The organism is Catalinimonas locisalis (assembly GCF_038039535.1).
Lineage (GTDB): Bacteria > Bacteroidota > Bacteroidia > Cytophagales > Cyclobacteriaceae > Catalinimonas.
This window is the reverse complement of sequence record NZ_JBBPHP010000015.1, coordinates 68,334-93,208: the sequence shown is the minus strand read 5'-3', so window position 1 is coordinate 93,208 and position 24,875 is coordinate 68,334. Positions and strand designations below refer to the sequence as shown.

The window sequence follows — 24,875 nt, the reverse complement described above, 5'->3', positions numbered from 1 at the left end:
TTATTTGTTTGACATAAAAGTAAGTGCCATTTGTCACGAAAAGATCACATAAGTTTGAACAAAGTATAAAGTTTTAAAAAAGGGGGTTTGAGGAGGAAAACAAAGACTAAGTTTGAATTAGAGGGGCATCACTTTCTATTTTGTCAAACTGCTACTGGCCCACTTTCCAGGGGCAAACTGAAATAAAAAGTGGTTCCTTCTTCCGGGCTACTTTTCACTTCTATACTTGAATGATGGATTTCTAAAATATTGCGTACAATCGCCAGCCCCAGCCCACTGCCATTGGCTCGGGGTTCCTTGCCCATAAAATAGCGGTTAAAAATCAGTTCCTGCTCTTCTTTATTGATGGTAGAACCACTATTGTTGATCTCAATACAGACCTGTTCTTCGCACTGCTCAGCTTTAATTCTAATTACTCCTTCGGGAGGAGTATATTTCAACGCATTATCCAGAAGATTCTGCATCACCCGCTCTATCATAGCCAAGTCAGCATGTACCAGAGCAGTGGATTGATCAAGATAGGTCTCCAGTTTAAGCGCTTTTTCAGTGGCAAGAAACTGGTATTTCATAGCAATGTCATGAACGAGATCCTGTAAGGCAAAAGTTTCCAGCTTAGGTTCTATCTGTCTGGCTTCCAGCTTGGTAAGTTCAAAAAGATCGTCAACTAAGCGCTTAAGTTTATTGGAGCTGTTCAGGATAATTCCCATATACTTTTCCTTCTGTGCTTCAGTTAGACTATCTTTTTTGATATTTAAAGTCTCCACATACCCCTGCATAATGGACAGTGGAGTGCGGAGATCATGGGATACATTAGCGATCAATTCTTTTCTCAATGTATCCACCTGCTTCAGTTCGTCAATATTACGCACAATGGTATCAGCCATCTTATTGATAGAATGGCTAAGTTGGCCCAACTCGTCATCCTGTCTTACCTCTACACGCGCAGATAAATCTCCTTTTTCAAACTTTCTCACCATATCCTGAATACGCCTTAGGCTACGCGTAAACCACCATATAACCAGAAGACTAATGATCAGCGCAGCAACCAATACCAATGAAAACGACCAGGTGCCTATTCTCAGAATATGACTTTGCCAGAGCGAAGCCATCACATTATCATATTCTTCACTGGCCAATACCATATAGACATAGCCTAAGAGTTTTTCTTTTTCCCTTACTTCTGCTGCGGAAAAAATGGTACTTCTTCCCGGATTACGTGGATCATCCCCCAGTGTATAGGTTTTACCTTGCGTAGCCAGAAAATCATGTACAGGAGCGATGTTTACTGTTTTCAGCTTAACCTTTTTGTCTAAAACCACATAAGAAAGAATTTCACCCTGAGGATCAAGAAGATAAACTTCAATACTGGGATTGACTGCCATCATAGAGTGCATGATGGTGCCTAGGGCTTCGTCATTAACTTCACCGTCTACAAATGGATTTACTTCCAGCAACATTTCCTGAGCTACATGCGCATTGAGCCGTTGCGCCGTTTCTTCGTAATAGCGTTTGGAAGCAAATGAAGTAATCAGGATAAAGGAAAAACCCAACAGAAGAAAAAGTATAAATAAGGCGATGGCAATCCTCCAGAAGAGGCTCTGCCGAATAGAATGAGTATGGTTTTGAGCTGACATTTTAATCGTCTTTAAAACGGTAACCTATACCCCAGGTAGTTAAAATGTATTGGGGATTAGAGACATCTTTTTCAATTTTGGAACGCAGACGGTTAATATGTGCATTGACTGTATGCTCATAGCCGCTAAATTCATAGCCCCATACCAGATTGAGTAGCTCCTGCCGGCTATAGCTTCTTCCCGGATGCGCTGCCATGATCCATAACAAATCAAATTCTTTAGGAGTTAGTGCCAGTTTTTCCCCATTCAGCAGCACTTTCCTTTTTTCAGTGTCCATATGTAGCCCATCCACTTCCAGTATCTTTTTCTTATCAGTTTCCTGATGATTGCCCTGTATCATTTCTACTCTTCTGAAAATGGCTTTGACACGAGAAATAAACTCTCTTACGCTGAAGGGCTTGGTCAGATAATCATCTGCTCCTGTTTCCAAACCCAGAATTTTGTCAATCTCCTCAGATTTGGCAGTCAGCATCAGGATAGGGGTGTACTTCTCCTGCCCTCTGATTCTCCGGCAAATTTCAAGGCCATCCATTCCGGGCAGCATAATGTCCAGAATAATCAGATCAAAGTTATGGTGAAGTGCTTTATCCAGACCGAGATTTCCATCATGAGCTTTTTGAATGTTGCACTCCAAATCGGTGAGGTGAATTTCCAGCAAATCCACGATTTCCGAATCGTCTTCTACGATGAGTACCTCTTTCATATCACTTATTTTACTCAAAATTAGCTTTTAAGTATCACAAAAGTATCACAGATCAACAGATGACATACAGTAGTACATCTTCTCTTAAAGGATCAAGTCAATAGAAAGCAATAGTAAAGAGCGGTCAGGCAGACATATCAACAGTTTGACTGATATGAAAATTACTATGTAGCAAATTAAAGAAAAGCCGTACTACCTTTATCTAAATAATTGCACGGCTTTTCTTGAAAAATTACCTCCTAGAATTACTTACAAAAGCTATGTTTTTGCTATCCGGAGACCAGGAGGTAACGTTCATCGTACCCTGACCGCCATAGATATTAGCGATTACCTTAGGAGCGCCACCAGACAGAGACATAAGCCTGATCATTACGGGTCGGTAGGAAGGGTGAGCATCAGGAGGTACATCTTTTTCATAAGATAGAAATGCTATCCATTTGCCATCCGGTGAAACGTGCGGGAACCAGTCATTGTATTCGTCAAAAGTAAGTTGTTCGGCTTCTGTTCCATCCGTTTTCATCCGCCATATCTGCATTGTACCGGTCTGGTTATCATTATAATAAATGTACTTACCATCGGGAGATTCTTCAGGACCATCCACATAACCACTGGTGTTATTGGTAATTTGCTCTTCTTCTCCACCCTTCACCGACATTCTGTAAATATTATAAATTGTAGTATCTCTTTGGGCTACATAATAAATGTGTCTGTCATTTGCCGACCAGCCATGCCAGTACGATGGTCCTTTTTCAGTAAGCAATCTGGGGGAGCCACCTTCAGCAGGAAGCACATAAATTCTTGGACCAATCTCAACATTCTGACTGCTGGTAATCGCCAGCTGATCTCCGTCAAAAGAGTAACCATGATCATTATTGATTCTAACAATGTCACCTGTATTTAGCTGCTTAGGCTCTCCACCATTTAGTGGAAAAGTATACAACAAGCCATCCATGGTAGTTAAAAGATGTTGACCATCGGGTGCCCAGCTAGGTGACTCAATACGATCATCGGCCGTAGCTTCGTATACTACTTTTCTTTTCCCATCCATCACATTCATGGTTTCCAAACGGCAGGCCATGAATCCATCATAATTGTTCTCTACAATTTCAGATATACGTACATTCCAAAATTTTGCTTCTTCCAGAATATCTTCGTTGTGGGAAGTGATAAACAGTCCCGTATATATCTCATTAGGCATTGATTCCATGGTATATGAGCCAATTTCCTGCAAATGCTCTCCCCAATGTGCTGCTCGCATGGTGATTACATTTCCCTTTCTTTCTAGCTGTAGTATTTCGTATCCTCTTTTGGGAGCGGATATATCATCTTCGGGGTCTCTCATGTAAGCACCTTTAAGTACTCTTCTTTGTAGCACTGTTGAACCATCCCCATGAACGGCTGCAGTTATGTGTGCCGCATCATCATCTAATGATTCTCTGATCATCAAACCCGCTTTACGCAGGGGGTCTAAACCCGCTCCTTCAAACTCAAAATTGGCAGTAATGATAAAGTCTCCACTTTGTTTTTTATGGAGAAACTGAAACTCATCTCGCTCAAACCAAATATTATAACCTGCGCCTCTCAATGTATAAGTCTGGGTAGCTTCATCAAAGGTGGCATTTCCAGATGTTGATGGCTGCCCTATATCCTCGCTTACTTCAAAAATTCCTACTGAAGACTGAGAAAAAGCGGGGTTGATCAAAAATATGCTTAAAAGCATCGTTAGGATAGATTTCATAGCTCTAGGTGTTTGATTTAAAAAAATATATTCCCCTGATTTCGTACAGGAAAACAGTGATTATCTGCGTTTTATACATTATATGCTAAAGCATATTTACTGCTCAATTCATCCTATGCGCTTTCTCCTAATCATGTTATTTACAGCTGCTGACACTGTGTTAACTAAATATAAGTAATGTTCCCGCGATTTGCATAAATATTTTGGTTTGTTTTTGAACTACTACTTAGGAAGAAACTTGCACGTGTTATCAAGCTATCTACAAATTCACCTGTGAGGTGATGCTTCGGTAGTTCGCTTTAGTGTAAACACTTTTTTATAAAATTTACTGAGATGCTATTTGCCTCTATTAGTATAGAAAGATTTCAGGGTATACCTGATTTGGGTTGGTTCGTTTACCAGTAGTCTTTAATTTTAAATATGAACATTAAGCAAATTCGTAAAGATACCCCGGCCTGTCAGGATAAGATTTTTCTGAATAGTGCAGGTTCTTCACTGATGCCTCATAAAGCAGCCGAAAGCGTACAGAAATATCTCAAAGAAGAAGAAAAGCTGGGCGGCTATAAGGTAGCTGAACTTAGAGAAGCGGACATTGAATCATTTTATAAAGAAGTAGCTTTGCTTATCAACGCCGAAGCGCATCAAATTGCTTTTGCATTCAGCGCAACCGAAGCATATGCCAAAGCACTATCTTCTATTCCTTTTGAAGTTGATGATGTAATTCTCACTTCAGATAATGATTATGTATCAAACCAGATCAATTTTATCTCACTCAAGCAGCGGTTTAAGATTGATGTGGTGAGAGTAAAAAATAAGGGTAATGGGGACTTAGACCTGGAAGATTTAGAACAAAAAATCCAAATACATCAACCCAGGCTTGTTGCCATAACTCATGTTCCTACCAATTCAGGTTTGGTACAGGATGTAGCTGATATTGGTAAAATTTGTACCCAGCACCAAGTACTTTATCTTTTAGATGCCTGTCAATCCGTTGGGCAATTCTCGGTGGATGTAAAAGAAATCCAATGCGATTTTATGAGTGTTACCGGTAGAAAGTTTCTAAGAGGACCACGTGGCACCGGTTTCTTATATGTTTCTGACAAGGTACTTACTCAAGACTATGCTCCATTATTCATTGATCTGAGAGGCGCTGAGTGGACTTCTTCTGATCAGTTTCAAATGATAGAAAGTGCTAAAAGGTTTGAAAGCTGGGAAATCCCTTATGCCCTGCTGATAGGTCTGAAAGAGGCCGTAGCCTATGCCAATGCAGTAGGAATTGAGCATATTGAAACTTACAATCAGCAACTTATGCACCAACTCCGTGAAAGGCTCGTGAGCATAGCGGGAGTAAAATTGTTTGATCAGGGCAGCAGAACCTGCAACATCCTTACTTTCCAAAAAGAGGGTAAATCATTGGCTCAGATCAAAGCCTGTCTTGATGCACAAAATGTATTTTACTCTACCACAGCAAAAAGTAGTGCCATCATAGACTTTGAGAAAAAAGGGATTGACTGGGTAGTAAGATTATCTCCTCATTATTTTAACACCATAGAAGAAATGGATAGAGTGGCTGACATCATCCAAAAAATGTAGCCTAATGATTATAATAGTTAGTTTTCTATCTAAAAATGCTATCTTGATTCGCTGCAAACGACCTAAAGCTATTATGCAACCTAAGATCCTGAAGAATAGTATTTGCGTTAAACGCACAACTGCTTATCTGCTGTGTTTTCTGCTTTCTTTTTATGCTACTGCACAAATTAATCCACATCCCAACATCATTTACATACTCGCCGATGATTTGGGTTATGGTGATGTAAGCGCATTCAATCCTGAAAGTAAAATCAAAACGCCCCATCTTGACCAGTTGGCAGCGGAAGGCATGATGTTTACCGATGCCCATACTTCATCTGCTGTTTGTACCCCTACTCGTTACGGAATTTTGACCGGTCGTTACAACTGGCGCTCAACTTTAAAAGAAGGTGTACTCTGGGGCGAATCTGAAGCATTAATTCCTAAAGAAAGAACTACAGTGGCCAGCATGCTTCAGCGTGCAGGATATCACACGGCTTTTATCGGTAAGTGGCATCTGGGATGGAATTTTGCCAGAATGAATAATGGTGACATTGATTTTACTCAAGCTGTCAGCCATACTCCCAACGATCTGGGGTTTGACTATGCCTATGGCCACAATGGATCATTGGACATGCCGCCTTATGTATATGTAGAAAATGGCATGCCTACCGCAGTACCGATAGATTCTACCGAAAACACTGACTTTCAAGGATTCTGGAGAAAGGGGCTCACCGCACCGGATTTTGTACATGAAGAGGTTACCCCCCATTTTTTTAGCAAAGCCGAAAATTATGTGAAAGCACAAAGTAAAAATGAGCATCCTTTCTTTTTGTACCTGGCATTACCTTCACCCCATACTCCCATTTTACCCACTGAAAAATGGCAGGGGAAGAGCAAATTAAATCCCTATGGTGATTTTGTAATGATGGTGGACGATTATATAGGGAAACTGATGCAGACTGTAAAGACACAGGGAATAGAACAGAATACACTTATCATTATCACTTCAGATAACGGCTGTTCACCCCGAGCTAAATACGATGAACTGCTTGCTCTGGGCCATGATCCTTCTTATCATTTTCGCGGACATAAGGCAGACATCTTTGAAGGAGGGCATCATGTGCCTTTCATCGCAAAATGGCCTTCCGTTATCACTCCCTCCAGCACTACCGATGAAGTGATATGTACCACCGATCTACTAGCTAGCTGTGCTGAAATCATAGGCTACGAGCTTAAAGATGATGAAGGAGAAGACAGCTATAGTATTCTACCTATTCTAAAAGGAGCAAGCTTCAAAAATCCACTCAGGGAAGCTACGGTACACCATTCCATCAATGGTAGCTTTGCCATTCGTCAGGGGGATTGGAAACTAATCATGTGTGCTGGTTCAGGAGGATGGAGTGATCCTCAACCTGATAGTGATAAAGCTAAGAACCTTCCTGAACTACAGTTATATAATCTGGCAGAAGATATTGGTGAAACAAAAAATCTGGCATTAGCAAAGCCTGATAAAGTTGAAGATCTGAAAAAATTACTGACCCGCTATATCACAGAAGGACGTAGTACATCCGGTAAGCCACAAAAAAATGATGGGGAAGCAGTATGGGAGCAGCTCTGGTGGATGAATACTGACTAGTGTTTGGAATCTCCTTACTATCACTCCCTCTATTTATAGGTATACATTCTATGTGAATTAGTTCAGTGAATCAATTCCCTAAATTTGTAGTTGAATACACGCAACTTGATTGCATATTAATTAACTTGCCGCATGGATCAGCAAATTCTGGAAAGCTTATTTCACCAACATCAGCTGCGCTTCACCAGGTGCAGAACAGATATCATTACGTTTTTTATGAATGCTTCATTCGCTCTTTCTGCCAAAGACCTGGAAGTGAAGCTGCCTCAATATGATAGAGTTACCATATACCGTACACTCAATTCATTTATTGAGAAAAATATCTTACACCCCATACCGAGCGATGGTGGTGCTGCACTTTATGGGCTATCAGACAACATCCGTAAAACACTGGAACAATCTGAGCAACAGCATAATATCCAGCAGACGATTAAGGAAAGCCCCGGAGCTGCACATGAAGAACATATCCATTTCTCCTGCCATGCCTGTGGTAAAACCTTATGCCTACCCGAACAAACCATTCCTAAAGTAAATCTTCCTAAAGGATATCAGGTACAGGAAGTGGAAATGGTAGTTAAAGGCTATTGTATATCATGCAGTCCTTCATGAAGCAGTTTTTTTTATCTTCCTTATGCCTGCTATTTTTTTGCATAGCCACAATTACTACTTCTTATGCCTGGCAGTCGGAAAATGCGCTTACTGATAGCTGCCAGTATCACGTGGAGGGTTATGTGCTGGACCTTCAAACTCAGGAACCTCTCCCCTATGCCAGTGTTCAGGTAAAAGAAAGTTCCAAAGGTACAATTACTGATAAGCAAGGCTATTTCAGTATTAATAAGCTTTGTCTGAAAGAATTTGACCTGATCGTCACTTATGTGGGGTATAAAAAAGTAATACATCACCATGATACCTATCACGAAGTACCCAAAATTTTCATGGCCGCTGATAGTGTTACCCTGGAAAGCGTAATTGTGGAAGGTGAGATTCAGGAAGGTTCGCTTTATTCTGGTACTGTTGACCGCTTATCTTCTCAAGTTTTTGAACAAAATCAGTCCGAATCTTTAGGTGACCTGGCCAGCAATATCAGTGGAGTATCCGTTCTGAAAACCGGTCAGAATGTTGTGAAACCTATCATTCACGGATTGCATAGTAATCGGGTATTAATTGTAAACAATGGTGTGCGCCATGAATTTCAAAATTGGGGCGTGGAACATGCACCTGAGATTGATCCCTCCATGGCCAATAATATTAGTGTTGTCAAAGGTGCTGCTACCGTTCGTTACGGACCTGATGCATTGGGAGGAGTATTAGTAATCAACCCCAATAAGCTGGATTTACTTACACCTTTGAAAGGGGAAGTTAGCCTGACCGGTAAATCAAATGGTCGTTCCGGGGATGGCCACATTCGTTTGCAGAAAGGCTTCCATAAATTCAGTGTTCAGGCTCAGGCCTCCCAGACTTATCAGGGTGATCTTCATGCTCCTGATTATGAGCTTTCTAATACAGGTAAGCGGGAAAGCAGTTATTCATTAGGCACGCGTTACCATTGGAAGAACCTGGATTTTTATGCTTATTATAGTCATTTTGATCAGGAACTGGGTATTCTCAGGGGTTCGGTTACCGGAAACCTGGAAGACCTTGCCTTAGCTATTTCCTCATCACCTCCCCTCTACACTTCAGATTTTACCTATCAGATCAACAACCCGCGGCAGCAGGTACAGCATGATGTGTTGAAACTCAGAAGCGTGCTCAGCGATGAAAATCAATCTTTAGAAGTAATTTACGCTTTTCAGAAAAACCACCGACTGGAGTTTGATGTACGAAGAGGGGCAAATAACGAAAGGCCAGCGATTAACCTGGAGTTGATGAGTCAGTCGCTTGATCTGGAGTGGAAACATCCACAATTCTTTGATTGGGACGGGAGTTTAGGTGTACAGACGATTTATCAGGATAACAATAATCTGCCCGGTACCAATACCATCCCTTTTATTCCTAACTATAATTCTACCCGTATTGGTGTTTACCTGATTGAAAGCAAAAATATACTGGAAAGTCGCCTTGAATGGGGCATCCGTTATGATTTCCAGAACAACTCTATCCGTGGTCGTGATATAGATAATGATGTATACCGTAACGACTTGTCCTTTCAGAATGTAACTGCTACGCTGGGATTGATCAAGCAATTAGAAAACGGACATCTTTTCAGAACCAATCTGGGTACAGCCTGGCGTCCACCGAATGTCTCCGAACTCTACAGCTTTGGAAAGCATCAGGCTTCCATTGAGTACGGTCTCTGGCGGTATGAAAGACAGGAAAACAATGAAATAAGTACTGATAACATTCTTACTGAAAATGACAAAGCTGCTCCTTCTGAACTGGGAATCAAATGGATCAACACTTATGAAATCAGCCGTGAGTTGGTAAGGGCTGAATTTACCGGATACGTAAATTATATCAGGAACTATATTTACACCAAACCGGCAGGCATCACTCAAACTGTGAGAGGAGCATTTCCTTATTTCATTTATGATCAGGATGATGCTTTGTTTGCCGGTATTGATGCCAGTATGGATTATCTACATTCATCAGATATCACCTCTTCAGCTCAGCTTAGCTATGTATGGGCAAAAGATATCACAAACGATGAATATTTTGTGGGTATACCGCCTCTGAACTTTCAATACGCTTACCAACAGAATTTACAAAAATTTGCCTTTATAGACCAACATAGCTGGAATGCCACACTCTCCTATACATTTCCGCAGTTTCTAGCTCCGCGAGTAATATCAATACAAGAAATTTTGGAAGCTGAACAAAATGATGTAAATCTCTTTGAAGAAAATACTTCAACTTTTGATCTCCTCCCTCCTCCTGATGGCTATCTGATGGTTAACCTGGGATGGAATGCTCAAATCAATCATTTTAACCTCAATTTTCAGGTCAGGAATGTACTGAACACTTCGTATCGGACCTATACCGACCGGCTGCGTTACTTTGCAGATGATATGGGCAGAAACTATATGCTTTCCGTCAAATATCAATTTTAAAATCCGTTGCAGATATTTCCGGTTTAGGATATTTTAACAATAATTCCTCCGTTAAAAGTACATAGGGAGCATATAGATGGTCTGTTAAAATTTGATTGATTATCAATATTTCAGATATATTTCATATCACAAACGACCAATAATTGCTAAATTTTCAACCAATATTGCTTTTATTTAAGATACCCCTTTATTCATTTTTATTCTAAACAAAATATGAAGGTTTTATAGGGTTGCGCACCATATATTCCTTCTCTAATTTATGCACAAAAAAACAGCTCAATGCAGATAAAAGAAAGTTCTACGGTTTACGATGTATGCATCGTAGGTTCTGGTGCCGGTGGCGGTATGGCAGCCAAGACGTTGTCTGAAGCCGGTGCAAAAGTTGCCTTGCTGGAAGCGGGGCCTATGTTTGACTCTTCAAAAGGAGACATGTTCAAATGGCCTTACCAATCTCCGCGTAGAGGTGCCAATACCCACAGGCCTTTTGGAGAATTTGATGCGGCTTTCGGAGGCTGGGATATAGATGGTGAACCCTACACCAGAGTAGCCGGAACAGAATTTGACTGGTTCCGCTCGCGTATGCTGGGCGGTCGTACCAATCACTGGGGAAGAATTTCACTACGTTTTGGAGAAAAGGATTTCAAAAGGAAGAGTATAGATGGCCTGGGAGATGACTGGCCCATCAGTTATGCTGACATCAAACCTTATTACGACAGAATAGATAAGATGATCGGCGTTTTTGGTGTCAACCATGACCCAAGTCTTGGATTAGACAATGAACCTGATGGCTATTTTCTTCCTCCACCCAAGCCTCGTGCTTATGAAATGCTGGTAAAAAAAGGCTGCGACCCTCTGAAAATTCCGGTAGTACCATCCCGACTTTCTATTCTCACCCGCCCGCTGGGCAAGAGAGCAGCCTGTCACTACTGCTCACAGTGCAACCGTGGTTGTTCTACCCATTCTAATTTTTCTTCTCCATCCGTACTTCTTCCCCCTGCTCTGGAGACCGGTAACGTTACCCTGATCACCAATGCAATGGCCCGGGAAGTACTTACGAATGATGAAGGTCTGGCTACCGGTGTTTCCTACGTAAGCAAAGATGATAACATGGAGTATACTATTAGAGCTAAAGCAGTAGTGCTCGCTGCCAGTGCCTGCGAGACTGCCCGTCTGATGCTCAACTCCAAATCATCGCGTCATCCCAATGGCTTAGGAAACTCCAGCGGAATGGTGGGTAAATACCTGATGGACTCTACCGGAGGGGATCTTGCTGGTATCTTTCCTCAGATGATGGATGGTATACCTTACAATGAGGATGGTGTGGGAGGTATGCATCTGTATACGCCCTGGTGGATAGATAACCAAAAGGCGAAGCTTGATTTTCCCAGAGGTTATCATATTGAGATCTGGGGAGGAAGAAATATGCCTTCTTATGGATTTTTGGGGGGTATCCAAAATTATAATGCTTCCTTTGGTGCTGAGCGCCCTAAAGGTGGTGGTGGCTATGGCACCCAACTCAAAAACGATTATCGTAGCTTCTATGGAGCTATGGTCGGTTTCAGTGGTCGGGGTGAACCTGTGGCTTTGGAAAGCAATTACTGTGAAATTGATCCGGGCATAGTTGACCAGTGGGGTATTCCAGTGCTTCGCTTCAACTACAAATGGAGTGAGCATGAAATATTACAGGCCAAGCATATGCAGGACACTTTTGAGGAGATTATTGACAGTATGGGTGGAAAGCTGCTGTGGAATAAAGCAGGAGCTGACTCTAACTATGGCCTTCATGCTCCGGGACGTATCATCCACGAAGTTGGCGTAGCACGTATGGGTAAAGATGCAAAGAAAGCTCCTGTCAATGAGTACTGCCAGTCGTTTGACTGCAAAAATCTCTTTGTAGCAGATGGTGCTTCATTTGTATCTATGGCCGATAAAAACCCTACCTGGACTATCTTAGCACTTTCGCTGAGAACATCAGAATACATCATTGATCAGAAAAAGAAAGGTAATATCTAAAATAATTGATTTATGGAAGAGCCAAAAAAAAATGGTATGAACCGACGTACCTCTCTTAAATATATGAGCGGAGCTGCCGCATCTCTGGCAAGTCTCACCTGGGTAGGCTGCGAAACTCCCGAAGAAACAGCGGAAGCTCCTGAGCATCAGCATGCTGGCAATGAGGAGATGAATCTAAGTGAAGCTGATCAAAGGCTGATGGATCAGCAATTCTTTTCGGAGCATGAGATGCAAACGGTTACTGTACTGGGAAACCTGATTATCCCTGCTGACGACCGTTCAGGGAATGCTGCCGATGCGGGTGTCCCTGAATTCATTGAATTTATGATGAAAGATCAGCCTTGGCATCAGACCGGTATGCGTGGAGGCCTGCGATGGCTGGACATGGAGAGTATTCATCAGTTTGAAAAAGCATTTGTGGAGCTGAGCGAGCAGCAACAAAAGCAACTCCTTGATCAGATTGCTTATCCTGAAATTGCCAAACCCGAGATGAGTCAGGGCGTCAACTTCTTTAATAATTTCAGGGATTTTGTAGCAACCGGATTCTTTACCAGCAAGATAGGGATTGAAGACCTTCAATATAAAGGTAACACTGCCAATGTATGGAAAGGAAGCCCCCAGGAAGTAATGGATAAACTAGGGGTCAACTACGATGATTTTGATGGTTATGAATTTGCCTAAAATTTCATTAGTTCCTTCACTTTAGGAGCATAACTTTGACTGGAAACAAGCTGTTGTGATTTTTTACTCTTCAAATGCACGGTAAAACGATTACCGGAATGCTTTCGGATTTCTTTGATCAACAGCTTGTTTACTATATATGAGCGATGAATACGAATAAACTGCCTGGGCAATTTTTCTTCCAGTTCATTCAATGTATACTCCACCAGATAAGTGTTATCTTCAGTATCCAACACGTTGACATAATTGTCTTTCGCCTGAAACGAAACAATCTGATTCATATCCAGAAAGATGGTTCTATCTCCAATTTTGACTGGGAAGTTTGAATGATTAAACACTCTAGGTTCAGAACCATTAAAATTTTGTTTGTTAACTGTCTGAGTAGGTTTATTCTCAGGCTTAGTAGACCAGAACATTTTAAAAACCAGCCATAAGAGTAGAATTGGAACTGCTGTCAACAGCCAAAAAAGAATTCCCCAGTTCAGCAGGAAACTTCCAATACCCGAACGTACCTCCACACGATAGTCAATTCTGTCATTTGCTACAATATTTTTCTGGGCTTCATTAAATCTCTGATCAAAAAACGTAGAATTAAGAATTTTTAACGTACAATGAGGACCATTGACTCTGGAGAATGAAGTATGATTGTGAAGAATATTTTCATATTCACCGCTATTCAGCGCTTCCGTCTTAAGTGTTATTTCTGCAAAGTTTTCGTTCCTTACCAGAACTACCTCTTTAATCACTTTTTCTCCCAGCATTTTTTCAAATTGTCCCTGAGAAATATAAGAAGCAGAGCTGCTCTGATTCCAAAAAAAGAATCCGGCAAAAACTAAAAAAAGTAATAAAATCAAACCCCAGATAAGCAGAAAGAAGCGCTTAGATTTTTTCATGATGATACAATTGATTGCGTACTAATTTCATGTTTTCACCTGTGAACCACAACATATTTCCTGTGAAGCAGTCATATCAGCGGGTGAATGAATAAATCAATTAGGTAGATTTAACTCACCAATATTTAAGAAATAACTTTTTCACTTAATAAGCGCCTTACTTTTTACAGTCAAAATCTCAGATGGTAGTGGGTGAGATAAAATAATACGCTGTTTAGCCTAAAATTTTGTAAAGACAACTACTCGGCTTATTTTTCAGCTTTCATTAACATAAACACTTTAAACATGCCTCGCTTATCCCTAATCAGCCTAATTTTATTTGTTATTCTTTCTGTGTTTTCGTGTACTGAGCAAACAGAAACCGCGAGTTTGGTCATTCGCAATGGGCAGATCTATACTGTAGATGAAAATCAACCTAAAGCAGAAGCAGTAGCTGTGATTAATGATACTATTGTCTATGTAGGAGATAATCAGGGAGTGCAAAAGTGGATTGGTGAAGAGACAGAAGTTGTTGATTTAGAAGGCAAAACTATGACTCCTGGTTTTATTGAAGGGCATGCTCATTTTATAGGTGTAGGTATGAATAAGATGAACCTTGACCTGTTACAAGCAAAAAGCTATGAACAAGTTCTTGAAATGGTAGCAGAAGCAGTCAAAAATACTGAGCCTGGAGAATGGATCACTGGAAGAGGCTGGCATCAGGATAAATGGGACTCGCTCGCACCCATTATGGTTCAAGGCTTTCCTACGCATCATGGGTTGAGCGAAGTCGCACCGGATAATCCTGTTTACCTGAAACATGCTAGTGGACATGCCGCTCTGGCGAATGCCAAAGCGATGGAAATAGCCGGTATTACCAATATCCAGCAGGAAGGACCAGAAGTGAATGAAGTTGAGGGTGGAGAAATCATCAAAGATGAACTAGGCAATCCTACGGGTATTTTCAATGAAAATGCAATGAGACTGGTTACCCAACGAATTCCTGCCATAAATGAAGAAGGAAATGCGCGCGCTGCTGAAATGGCTATGCAGGAATGTCTGGTGCATGGCATCACTTCCTTTCAGGATGCCGGGATCAACGGGGAGATTGAACAACTCTACAGGAAACTTGCCGAAGAAGGCAAATTAAAAGTCAGGCTTTGGGCAATGATCAGCGGTAATGACAGTACGCTTCTGCAAAAATATTATGAAAATGGCCCAGCCATAGGATTAGGTGATAATTTCTTAACTATCAGAAGCATTAAACTTTACATGGATGGGGCTCTGGGTTCCCGAGGTGCATGGCTACTTGAAGAATATTCAGACATGTCAGGTCAGTATGGACACAATACTACACCCATTGATTATGTTTATGAGACTTCTTTGAAAGCCCTGGAAAGTGGCCTTCAGGTTTGTTCCCATGCCATCGGAGATCGTGCAAATCGTGAGGTGCTGGATAAATATGAAAAAGCTTTTAATGAAAAACCGGAACTGGCCCAGGATCATAGATTCAGAATTGAACACGCTCAGCATTTAAGTGCTGAAGATATTCCCAGATTTGGTGCTTTAGGCGTAATACCAGCTATGCAGGCCATTCATATGTCATCCGATCGCCCCTGGGCAATTGAGCGATTAGGAAAAGAAAGAATCATAGAAGGAGCTTATGTGTGGCGTAAGTTACTTGATAGCGGAGCAAGAATTGTAAATGGTTCAGATGCTCCAGTTGAGCCAATTAATCCTTTGGCAAGCTTCTACGCATCAGTCAGTCGCAAAACTCTAGCAGGTGAACCAGAAGGAGGATTTGAGCCTGACCAGAAAATGAGCAGAGAGGAGGCATTAAAGTCCTATACTTTGGATGCGGCTTATGGCGCTTTTGAAGAAGATATCAAAGGAAGTATAGAAGTAGGTAAACTGGCAGACTTCAGTGTTTTCTCTCAAAATATCATGATTATCCCAGAGGAAGAGATATTAAATACTACTGCTGATATGACCATCGTTGGTGGAAAAATCCTGTACAAGCGGGATGATTAATTCATATCTACCAGCATAGTAGGCGTATTAAAAGCATATTCACCTATTATACCCTTATGATCTGAGCCTTTCGCTTCAATGGCTTCAAAATTAATACAGCTCAGTTCGTCAGAATGAAAGATATAGTCAATGGGTAAGCCCAGTGGATAGTTTGCCGGATAAGTAGAAGCAATACTTTTTCTACTATCAACAAGATCAGTGCTTTCCTTAATCTTTACGATGTACTGATTCCAGGGTACTGCATTGAAATCACCTATGGCTAAAACCGGCCCATCTATATTTTTTACATATTCTGCCAGTTTAGTCAAATGCTCATTTCTGTTCTGATAGCGCTGAGGGTTTCTGGGAGAAAGTGTATGGGTAGTCACAAAATGTACTTGCTTATCATTGTAGATAATATTACCAGTGAGTGTAGGCTCGCCGGTCCACTTATAAGTATGAAGATCCTGTAATGGGTATTTAGAAAATATTGCTACCCCATGCCTTTCATGTTCAGTAATCGCAAAATATGGATATTGATGCTCCAAGCCATCCATCAACTTTAAAGCCCATGCTCTTTCAACTTCCTGAAATGACAATATATCAGCGTTGAGTTTGATGGAATTATTAATGATGTCATCAAAATGTCTGTTACTTCCTAATACATTAAAGTGAGCTACTTTAAAGGTATTTCCATTCATTACATATTCATTGCTAATGCCATTGTTGATATGCGGCAACAAATGGAATGCTAATAGCATACTTACAGAAATCGCTGTTAACGTCACATATTTCCAGCGAAATATCGCAAAAAGAGCACTTAACCCTACATAACCTAACATTGCGTGGAATGTAAATGACTGCACCAAATCTATGTAGAAGTTCTCTGTAGGAAGGATAAAAATCAGTGAACTAGTGAGTACTAAAAAAGCAATTGTAAATTTTAAAAATTTCATAGGCTTTCGGTTATGCTATCAGCATAAATTCAAGCCTGATACCAACTTGCTTAATAGGTGGACATAATCATCTTTGCGCGCAATTATCCTACTTATATGTCATTATTTCTTACATTAATTAAATTCATACAAAAGTAACAGATCAACATATATCAGGGTAAGAGATATTAATCACTACAATGTGAGGAAAAGATACCCAATCAGAGAAAGGAAAATTCAGAAGTGTTCATGAGATTAATGGATATTGGTCTCTAGCGTATACCAAATTGCTCAAGCCGCTCTCAGATACTCATGGATTACACCGGATAGCTCTTTAGTACTTATATCTTTTTTGACAATATTGATTTCAAACAGTTCTACGTTTTTCTGAAAAAAAGGAATGAAGTCAAATCGTTCTCTCAGATCAAAAAAATAGTCATCCATAAAAGAATAAATATCATACAAAATTTTATCAGCTGATACTTCCTCATCTAAAATAAACTGAAGACTCTCCTCATTAGGAATGAAACTCAAACTTGAAGTATCATTATGGGATTGCCAGGTCAAGTAATAATAAAAATGCAGACCTTTAACTTCTATAGTTTTCATAATTTTTAAATAAATTTTTACTCTTTTTGCATAATTACATTCAATGAATCTCCACATTCATTGAATTAATTTCATCAATTCACTCAAAATAGTAAAAATATTTTAATGATAAAAATACAGAATTATAAATTCCCTCTGCTTTCTTACTTAGGCCTGTTATTCAATAAATTCAATCTCACTTGATAAGCCTGACTACATTTAATTTCTACGGCTCTAGTGTTCGTTCTTGAACAAAAATGTACGTCTTTGTACACTTACCCTCCCTCAAAAGCTTGATTCTACTAAAATTAAGCCCATTTTGTATCTGGCACATTTTTTCACCTTATGTAAATAATTAAACAGCATTATTATGTTCAAAAACTACCTGCGCATCGCTACCAGAAACTTACTAAAGCAAAAATTTTATGCATTAATTAATATTCTTGGTCTTTCCATCGGCCTTGCAACCTGTCTGCTCATCAGTGCTTACCTTTTAGATGAACTAAGTTATGATCAACATCATGAAAATGCTGAGCAGATATATAGGATCAACGGCTACTATAAAATGGGAGGACAGGAAGGTAGCTACGCGGTAGTACCGGGCCCTTTCGCCCAAGCAGTAACAGACAATTACCCTGAGGTAATTTCTGCTGTTCGTTTCCGACAAAGAGGAGGTACAAATTTATACGATGGTGAAAATGTCTATAAAGAAAACCGGGTAGTTTACGCTGATTCTACGGTGTTTAAAGTGTTTAGCATCCCTATGTTATTTGGTGATCCCAATACAGCACTCACCGAACCCAATCATCTCGTCATCAGTACAGATAATGCTGTAAAGTATTTTGGATCCGATTGGGAGCAAAATCCACCAATAGGTAAAAGCATACAGGTAGGAAGAGAAAAAAATGAATATACTATCAGCGGGATATTTGAGAACATGCCAAGTAATTCACATTTCCATTTTGACGTGATGTTTTCTATGGCTTCTCTGGAAGAAAGCAGAAATGACATGTGGTTAAGCAATAATTTTCATACTTACCTCTTATTGCGAGAAGATGCTGAGCCCAAGCTGCTGGAAAAGAAATTAAATGAAACTTTCAAAACCTACGCGGCCCCTCAACTAAAGCAGTTTGCCAATATTAGTATGGATGAGTTTATAGAGGCTGGTAATGCTTTTTTATACACTTTACAGCCATTGTTGGATATACATTTATTCTCAAACCTACAAGTTGAACATGAGGCAAATGGGGATATCAAATACGTATATATATTCGCAGCGATTGCTTTCTTTGTCCTACTGATTGCCTGTGTTAATTTTATGAACCTATCAACTGCCCGTTCAGCAGGAAGGGCAAAAGAAGTGGGAATCCGTAAAACTCTGGGCTCACAACGCCAGCAATTGATTATTCAGTTTTTGGTTGAGGCATTGGTAGTCTCCACAATCTCTATGGTCCTAGCATTATTGATGGCAGAAGTGTTACTCCCCTATTTTAATGACTTATCAGGTAAGCAACTTACTTTCACCAGCTTTAAACCTGAGTGGGTAATACTCGCTGTTTTAGCTACCATACTCCTCGTAGGCTTGATGGCAGGAAGTTATCCCGCTTTCTTTTTATCTTCATTCAGACCCATTGAAGTGTTAAAAGGAAAAATATCCAAAGGAATGGGTAATAACTGGTTGAGAGGAGGTTTGGTGGTATTTCAGTTTGGTGTTTCCATAATCCTGATTGTCGGTACAACCGTGGTATACCAGCAGTTGGAATTTATTCGTGACATGAAACTAGGCTACGATAAGGAACATATACTGGTATTGCATAACACTTATTATCTGGGAGATCAGATTGATGCTTTCAAGCAGGAAATGTTGAGGAACCCCACTATCCTCAATGGTACTATTTCCTCCTATTTACCTGCTAATAGTATCAGCAATAACAACAGCGCTATTTTCAGGGATAGAAATCCTAATGATGAGCATACTACCTCTGTTCCCTGGTGGAGCGTTGACTATGACTATATTGAAACCATGGGCATGAATATCGTGGAAGGCAGAAATTTTTCCCATGAATATAGTACCGATAGCATGGGGATTATTGTCAATGAGTCTTTCGTCAAACAGTTTGAGCTGGATAGTGATGAGGAAGGACCGATAGGAAAATTGTTAAGCTCTTTTGGAGAGCAACCAGAAGAAATGTTTACCTTCCACGTAGTAGGAGTAGTGCAGGATTTTCATTATCAAACCATGAGAGAAAAAATCTCTCCAATGGTAATGGTCATCGGCAATGAAAAGCATATGATGGGCAAGAGTACTGCAGCAATTTCATTCAGGATTAAACCTGAGGATATTAAAAAAAGCATTTCTTTCCTGGAAGCTGAGTGGAAAAAGTTTGTACCTGAATTACCTTTTGAGTACAGCTTTATGGATGAGCGCTTCAACAACCTATATCAGGCCGACCAGAAAGTAGGAAAGATTTTCACGGTGTTTTGCTGCCTTGCGTTATTCATTGCCTGCCTGGGGCTCTTTGGACTTGCTTCATTCACCGCTGAACAAAGAACCAAAGAAATAGGAATCAGAAAAGTATTGGGAGCAAGTGAATCTCAACTCGTCTATATGTTTTCCAAAGATTTTACCCGACTTGTACTGATATCATTTGTTACCGCAGTACCTCTCTCCTACCTGGCCATGAATCAGTGGCTTCAGGATTTTGCCTATCATATCAATTTAGGCTTAGGTATCTTTCTTTTTGCAGGAATCATCGCGCTGCTCATTGCCTGGATAACCGTGAGCTTTCAATCCATAAGAGCGGCACACGCAAATCCTGCTGAATCTTTAAGATCAGAATGATAATTAAATTATCTATAAAGCTTCATCATGTAATACACTTTCTTTAATCTATTATTCCAATGCTGAGAAATTACTTGACCACTACTTTAAGAAATCTGAAACGTAACAAATTCAATACGATGATCAACGTTTCAGGACTAGCACTGAGCATTGCATGTTGCATTTTTATTTATGCATTTGTGAAGCATGAATACAGTTTTGATGACTTTCACAGTAAATCTGACCGTATTTATCGCATTGTTGAAGATTATAGAGGCGCTAATGGTATGATTTATCAGGGTTATACCACATTTCCTCTGGCCAATGCATTAAGAAACGATTTTCCGGAGCTGGAGATGGTCACACAGGTATTTAATCAGCTAAATGTAGTCGTTAAAATTCCGCAGGAAAACGGTGATCACAAGATGTTTGAAGAGGACGACCTTGCTTATGCGGATCAGTATTACCTCAAAACATTTGATTATCAACTCATTGCCGGACAGCGAGAGGATCTTCTGAGTACTCCCGGAGAAGTGATCCTCACCAAAGAGCTGGCCGATAAATTTTTTGGTAATTCGTTTGAAGGTAATTACCAGGAATTGCTGGGCAAAATAGTAATTGTTGAAAAGGAGCCATATCAGGTTTCTGCTATTCTGGAAAATACACCCCGAAATACAAATGTTACTTTCAGGATACTATTGCCTATGTTAGCGTTTGAAAAACTTAACCCAGAATGGTTTACAGCATGGAATAGTACCAGTTCAGGAAGCTATACTTTTGTTACTCTGGAAGAAAGTTACAATAAAGAAAGGATTGAAAGTCAGCTTGATGGCTTTGTCAGTAAGTATTTTGATGAAGAGACTGCGGCAAGAAAAACTTACAGTCTCCAGGCCTTATCCGATATCCACACCAACGAACTTTATGGGGGCACAACATATGCTACTCCCAGTGTATTGATCATTGCGTTTGTGAGTATGGGCTTAATTGTACTCTTGACTGCCTGTATCAATTTTATCAATCTCGCAACTGCACAATCGGTTAAGAGAGCCAAAGAAATTGGGGTAAGAAAAGCGCTGGGGAGCCTTAAAATACAACTGATTGTACAGTACATGCTTGAGACCCTCCTACTTACCCTTACTGCTTCTTTGATCGGGTTTTATCTGGCTAATGAATTCGTCCAGGTTTTCAACGAGTATCTATCCGTAGTCATTGACTTTGGACTCAAGATCCAACAATCAGTAATCTATTTCCTCATTGGATTATCACTGCTCATTACATTCCTTGCAGGATATTATCCCGCTCATGTCTTGGCTAGCTTTCGCCCAGCCGAAGCCTTGAAGCAATCTATCAATGCCAAAAATACTGGTTTTGGCGGTAAGTTTTCTCTAAGAAAATCTCTGGTCGTGGTGCAGTTTGTAATCTCTCAGGTGCTCATTTTTGGGACTATTGTAGTGGCTACCCAAATGCGATTTGTACATGAACAGGATCTTGGTTTCAAAAAGAATGATGTGAACATCGTTTTTATTCCGGAAAGTGATGCACAAAAGATTGAGGCTTTAAAAAACCAGCTCATTACTCATAGTATAGTTGATAAAGTATCATTCAATTCAGGCCCACCTTTATCAGGAAGTACCAGTTGGACATCAATGTATAATCCACAACAAGGCGATGCTGAAAAATACGGAGTAGAGCGAAAAACCACTGATCCGAATTATCTGGAAACTTTTGATATTGCGTTGATGGCAGGTAGAAACCTTCGGGAAAGTGATTTGGTATCGCTCAATGATAGCCTTAAAACTTATAATGTACTCCTCAATGAAAAAGCTGTCCAAACCCTTGGTTTCTCATCGGCAGAAGATGCGATTGGTCAGGTCATTAAAACTGATGGTGAAAGAGAAACTGTAATCGTGGGAGTAGTTGAAGACTTTTTTAATGCTCCTCTCCAGGAAGAAATTCATCCTTGTCTATTGTATTATAGTAATGAGAGAATACATACTGCTGCAATCAGCCTGAATACACCCAAGGCTGCACATGAGCTCACTTTTGTACAGGATGCCTGGGAAAGTCAGTTTCCAGATCACTTTTATACCGCAGTTTCGTTAGATGATTATTTTGAAATGAATGCTTTTTATGTGATTGAAGATGTGATGTATCAGTCATTCAAAATATTCTCTTTCCTCTCCATTTTCATCGGCTGTCTGGGATTATTTGGCTTAGTATCTTATCTGGCCTTACAAAGACGCAAAGAGATTGGCATAAGAAAAACCTTGGGTGCTACAGTCAACCATATCATTTATCTATTCTCAAGAGAGTTTACCCTGCTGGTTATTATCGCTTTTCTGGTTGCTGCACCGCTCAGTTATTTCGCTATGCAATTCTGGCTGGAGACTTTTGAATACAGGATTTCCCTTTCAGTATGGTTCTTCGTTTTAACCTTTATATTATCTATGTTAATCGCCTGGTTTACTGTGGGTTATAAGTCACTCACTGCCGCCAGGAGCAATCCGGTGGAAAGTCTGAGAAATGAGTAGATTCTCTATTCTTTTGTATTAGAAAAAGAACAAGTACAATAGTCTTAGAAGCGAATATTTCGCTCCCTGAACTCTTTAAAGTATTTGCGTTTACTGATGTTATACCACAAGCCGAAACCTGCCGAAAGTATAATCAGACCTAAAAATAAGTAGTACATAAGTTCCGGACTGATGCCCAGAGGTACAAAGTAAAGGAGTAAAAATATACCGAGCAGGGCAAGTGAGATCACAATCCCATTTACATTATGCTTCCTGAAGGTTGATCTTAATTCTTCGTCGCTGAGTTGTTGCAATTGTTCTTTGTTCATAAGGATACAAACATAGGGGATTTGAATTGTTTGTCAATTATTAGTAAGGCTTCACTATTCGTTTTGTTACAAAATACAAGCGCATCCTTTCTTTCCACAGTATTTGCAATGCGTATTTTTGAAGTACTGTTAACTTCAGCTCATTTTCAAAGAATAGCAGCATTATTATACATCACAAAATCAATTTTTTGTATTCTTTTATATTGTTGTTTGCTACGATGACAATATTTTTCAAGCTTTCCGATCAATATCGTTGTATTTTGTTATTTTTTCCTATTTTTAAATTTACTGCACAACCGATATTTATACTATGGAGCAAGAAAACAGCCTGGGTGATCTCCTTAAAAAATACCCTTTTGATCCTCAGCTATTAGACGAAGTCTACGATGGGGACAAAAAAGTAAGAGCACACTACCAGAAGGTACATGAATATCTCTCACAAATTAGTCTTAAAGACTTTAAAGATCTAAATGAATACGCTAAAAGCTCTTCCTTTGATCAGGGGATCACTTTTAATGTTTATTCTGATAAAGAACAAGGAGTTGAACGTATTTTTCCATTTGATTTATTTCCAAGAGTAATACCTAATAAAGAATGGGAAACCATAGAAAAGGGCATTATTCAAAGAAACAGGGCTTTAAACTTTTTTCTACAGGATTTGTACAATGACAAAAAAATTCTGAAAGACAAGGTAGTGCCTAAAGAACTTATATTTTCATCCAAACACTATTGTAAACATGTTCATGACTTTTACCCTAATAAGGATGTGTATGTACATGTATCCGGTACCGATCTTATCAAACATTCGGATGGTAATTATTATGTTTTAGAAGATAACCTAAGGTGCCCTTCAGGAGTAAGCTATGTGTTGTCTAACCGCATTGCCACCAAGAAAACGCTCCCAAACCTGTTCTTCAAAAGTGATGTGCAACCTGTGGTTGATTATCCTGAAGTCTTATCTGAAGTATTGACGAGTGTTGCTCCTCACGGAGTAGACGATCCGGTTTGTGTTCTGCTCACTCCCGGCATGTACAATTCTGCTTATTACGAGCACTCATTTCTGGCTTTACAAATGGGCGTACAACTGGTAGAAGGTCGTGACCTTTTTGTGGAGAATAATTTTGTCTATATGAAAACCATATACGGACCAAAGAAAGTAGATGTCATTTACCGCCGTGTGGATGACGATTTTCTTGATCCTATGGCTTTTCGTAAAGATTCTTTATTAGGGGTTCCCGGGCTAATTTCAGCGTACCGAGAAGGTAATGTGAGCTTAGCAAATGCCATAGGAACTGGTGTAGCGGATGACAAAGCAGTGTATACTTATGTGCCTGATATTATCAAATATTATTTGGACGAAGATCCGATCCTCAGTAATGTTCATACCTACCGCTGCGAGAAAGATGAAGACCTCGCGTATGTACTTGATAATATACAGAACCTGGTGGTAAAGCCGGTAGACGAATCAGGAGGGTACGGTATATTCATAGGTAATAAAGCAAGCAAAGACGAGATTTCAAGATTTAAGGAAGTGATAAAGACACAACGTAGAAAGTACATCGCTCAGCCTATTATGTCTTTGTCAGTACATTCAACTTATATAGAAGACAGCAATTTGTTTGAGCCCAGACATATAGACCTCAGAACTTTTTCACTTACAGGTAACGATATTGAGCATGTATGTAAAGGTGGACTTACTCGTGTTGCTTTGCGAAAAGGAAATTTGATTGTAAACTCATCTCAGGGAGGTGGATCTAAAGACACCTGGGTTTATCAGGATTAA

General features: G+C 40.0%; 17 protein-coding genes. 10 read left to right on the top strand and 7 right to left on the bottom strand.

Features of this window, described 5'->3' with window-relative positions:
• Window positions 1–143: 143 nt before the first annotated feature.
• The 3 genes from WJR50_RS18305 to WJR50_RS18295 all read right to left on the bottom strand — a co-directional run bounded on the left by WJR50_RS18305 (window position 144) and on the right by WJR50_RS18295 (window position 4,075).
• Window positions 144–1,634, bottom strand: a complete 1,491-nt coding sequence (locus tag WJR50_RS18305) for a sensor histidine kinase (protein WP_341294757.1) — start codon at window positions 1,632–1,634, stop codon at window positions 144–146.
• Between the two features lies 1 nt (window position 1,635).
• Complete coding sequence (locus tag WJR50_RS18300; RefSeq protein ID WP_341294756.1) at window positions 1,636–2,337, bottom strand: response regulator transcription factor; 702 nt, start codon at window positions 2,335–2,337, stop codon at window positions 1,636–1,638.
• Window positions 2,338–2,569: 232 nt separating this feature from the next.
• Window positions 2,570–4,075 (bottom strand): TolB family protein, encoded by a 1,506-nt coding sequence (locus WJR50_RS18295; RefSeq protein ID WP_341294755.1) that lies wholly within the window; start codon window positions 4,073–4,075, stop codon window positions 2,570–2,572.
• Between the two features lie 420 nt (window positions 4,076–4,495).
• Here WJR50_RS18295 and WJR50_RS18290 point away from each other — a divergent pair, with 420 nt between their 5' ends.
• The 6 genes from WJR50_RS18290 (at window position 4,496) to WJR50_RS18265 (ending at window position 13,027) form a co-directional block, all read left to right on the top strand.
• On the top strand, window positions 4,496–5,668 hold the full coding sequence (locus WJR50_RS18290) for an aminotransferase class V-fold PLP-dependent enzyme (protein ID WP_341294754.1): 1,173 nt from the start codon (window positions 4,496–4,498) through the stop codon (window positions 5,666–5,668).
• Between the two features lie 73 nt (window positions 5,669–5,741).
• Window positions 5,742–7,286, top strand: a complete 1,545-nt coding sequence (locus WJR50_RS18285) for a sulfatase family protein (RefSeq protein ID WP_341294753.1) — start codon at window positions 5,742–5,744, stop codon at window positions 7,284–7,286.
• Between the two features lie 132 nt (window positions 7,287–7,418).
• Window positions 7,419–7,895 carry a Fur family transcriptional regulator gene (locus WJR50_RS18280; protein ID WP_341294752.1) on the top strand — a complete coding sequence of 159 codons (477 nt, stop codon included), beginning with the start codon at window positions 7,419–7,421 and terminating at the stop codon, window positions 7,893–7,895.
• Window positions 7,892–10,333 (top strand): TonB-dependent receptor, encoded by a 2,442-nt coding sequence (locus WJR50_RS18275; protein ID WP_341294751.1) that lies wholly within the window; start codon window positions 7,892–7,894, stop codon window positions 10,331–10,333. Before WJR50_RS18280 ends, WJR50_RS18275 begins: the two co-directional genes overlap by 4 nt.
• A gap of 279 nt (window positions 10,334–10,612) precedes the next feature.
• Window positions 10,613–12,346 carry a GMC oxidoreductase gene (locus WJR50_RS18270; protein WP_341294750.1) on the top strand — a complete coding sequence of 578 codons (1,734 nt, stop codon included), beginning with the start codon at window positions 10,613–10,615 and terminating at the stop codon, window positions 12,344–12,346.
• A 12-nt stretch (window positions 12,347–12,358) separates the two neighbouring features.
• On the top strand, window positions 12,359–13,027 hold the full coding sequence (locus WJR50_RS18265; protein WP_341294749.1) for a gluconate 2-dehydrogenase subunit 3 family protein: 669 nt from the start codon (window positions 12,359–12,361) through the stop codon (window positions 13,025–13,027).
• On the opposite strand, the gene WJR50_RS18260 is transcribed toward WJR50_RS18265, so the two are convergent.
• Window positions 13,024–13,920, bottom strand: a complete 897-nt coding sequence (locus WJR50_RS18260; RefSeq protein WP_341294748.1) for a LytR/AlgR family response regulator transcription factor — start codon at window positions 13,918–13,920, stop codon at window positions 13,024–13,026. The two genes, WJR50_RS18265 and WJR50_RS18260, sit on opposite strands and share 4 nt — an antisense overlap.
• A gap of 285 nt (window positions 13,921–14,205) precedes the next feature.
• Here WJR50_RS18260 and WJR50_RS18255 point away from each other — a divergent pair, with 285 nt between their 5' ends.
• The gene (locus tag WJR50_RS18255; protein ID WP_341294747.1) at window positions 14,206–15,930 is read left to right on the top strand and encodes an amidohydrolase; all 1,725 of its coding nucleotides are present in this window, start codon (window positions 14,206–14,208) and stop codon (window positions 15,928–15,930) included.
• On the opposite strand, the gene WJR50_RS18250 is transcribed toward WJR50_RS18255, so the two are convergent.
• Window positions 15,927–16,865 (bottom strand): endonuclease/exonuclease/phosphatase family protein, encoded by a 939-nt coding sequence (locus tag WJR50_RS18250; RefSeq protein ID WP_341294746.1) that lies wholly within the window; start codon window positions 16,863–16,865, stop codon window positions 15,927–15,929. The genes WJR50_RS18255 and WJR50_RS18250 overlap by 4 nt on opposite strands.
• 270 nt (window positions 16,866–17,135) lie before the next feature.
• Window positions 17,136–17,453 (bottom strand): hypothetical protein, encoded by a 318-nt coding sequence (locus tag WJR50_RS18245; protein ID WP_341294745.1) that lies wholly within the window; start codon window positions 17,451–17,453, stop codon window positions 17,136–17,138.
• A gap of 349 nt (window positions 17,454–17,802) precedes the next feature.
• Here WJR50_RS18245 and WJR50_RS18240 point away from each other — a divergent pair, with 349 nt between their 5' ends.
• Both WJR50_RS18240 and WJR50_RS18235 read left to right on the top strand, forming a co-directional pair.
• Entirely contained in the window at window positions 17,803–20,274 is a 2,472-nt protein-coding gene (locus tag WJR50_RS18240) for an ABC transporter permease (protein ID WP_341294744.1), read from the top strand.
• Between the two features lie 59 nt (window positions 20,275–20,333).
• Window positions 20,334–22,784: an ABC transporter permease gene (locus WJR50_RS18235; protein WP_341294743.1), complete on the top strand. Its 2,451-nt coding sequence runs from the start codon at window positions 20,334–20,336 to the stop codon at window positions 22,782–22,784.
• Between the two features lie 44 nt (window positions 22,785–22,828).
• Here the strand turns inward: WJR50_RS18235 and WJR50_RS18230 are convergent, their stop codons facing one another.
• Window positions 22,829–23,092, bottom strand: coding sequence for a hypothetical protein (locus WJR50_RS18230; protein ID WP_341294742.1), 264 nt, complete (start codon window positions 23,090–23,092; stop codon window positions 22,829–22,831).
• 310 nt (window positions 23,093–23,402) lie between these two features.
• Here WJR50_RS18230 and WJR50_RS18225 point away from each other — a divergent pair, with 310 nt between their 5' ends.
• Entirely contained in the window at window positions 23,403–24,875 is a 1,473-nt protein-coding gene (locus tag WJR50_RS18225; RefSeq protein WP_341294741.1) for a circularly permuted type 2 ATP-grasp protein, read from the top strand.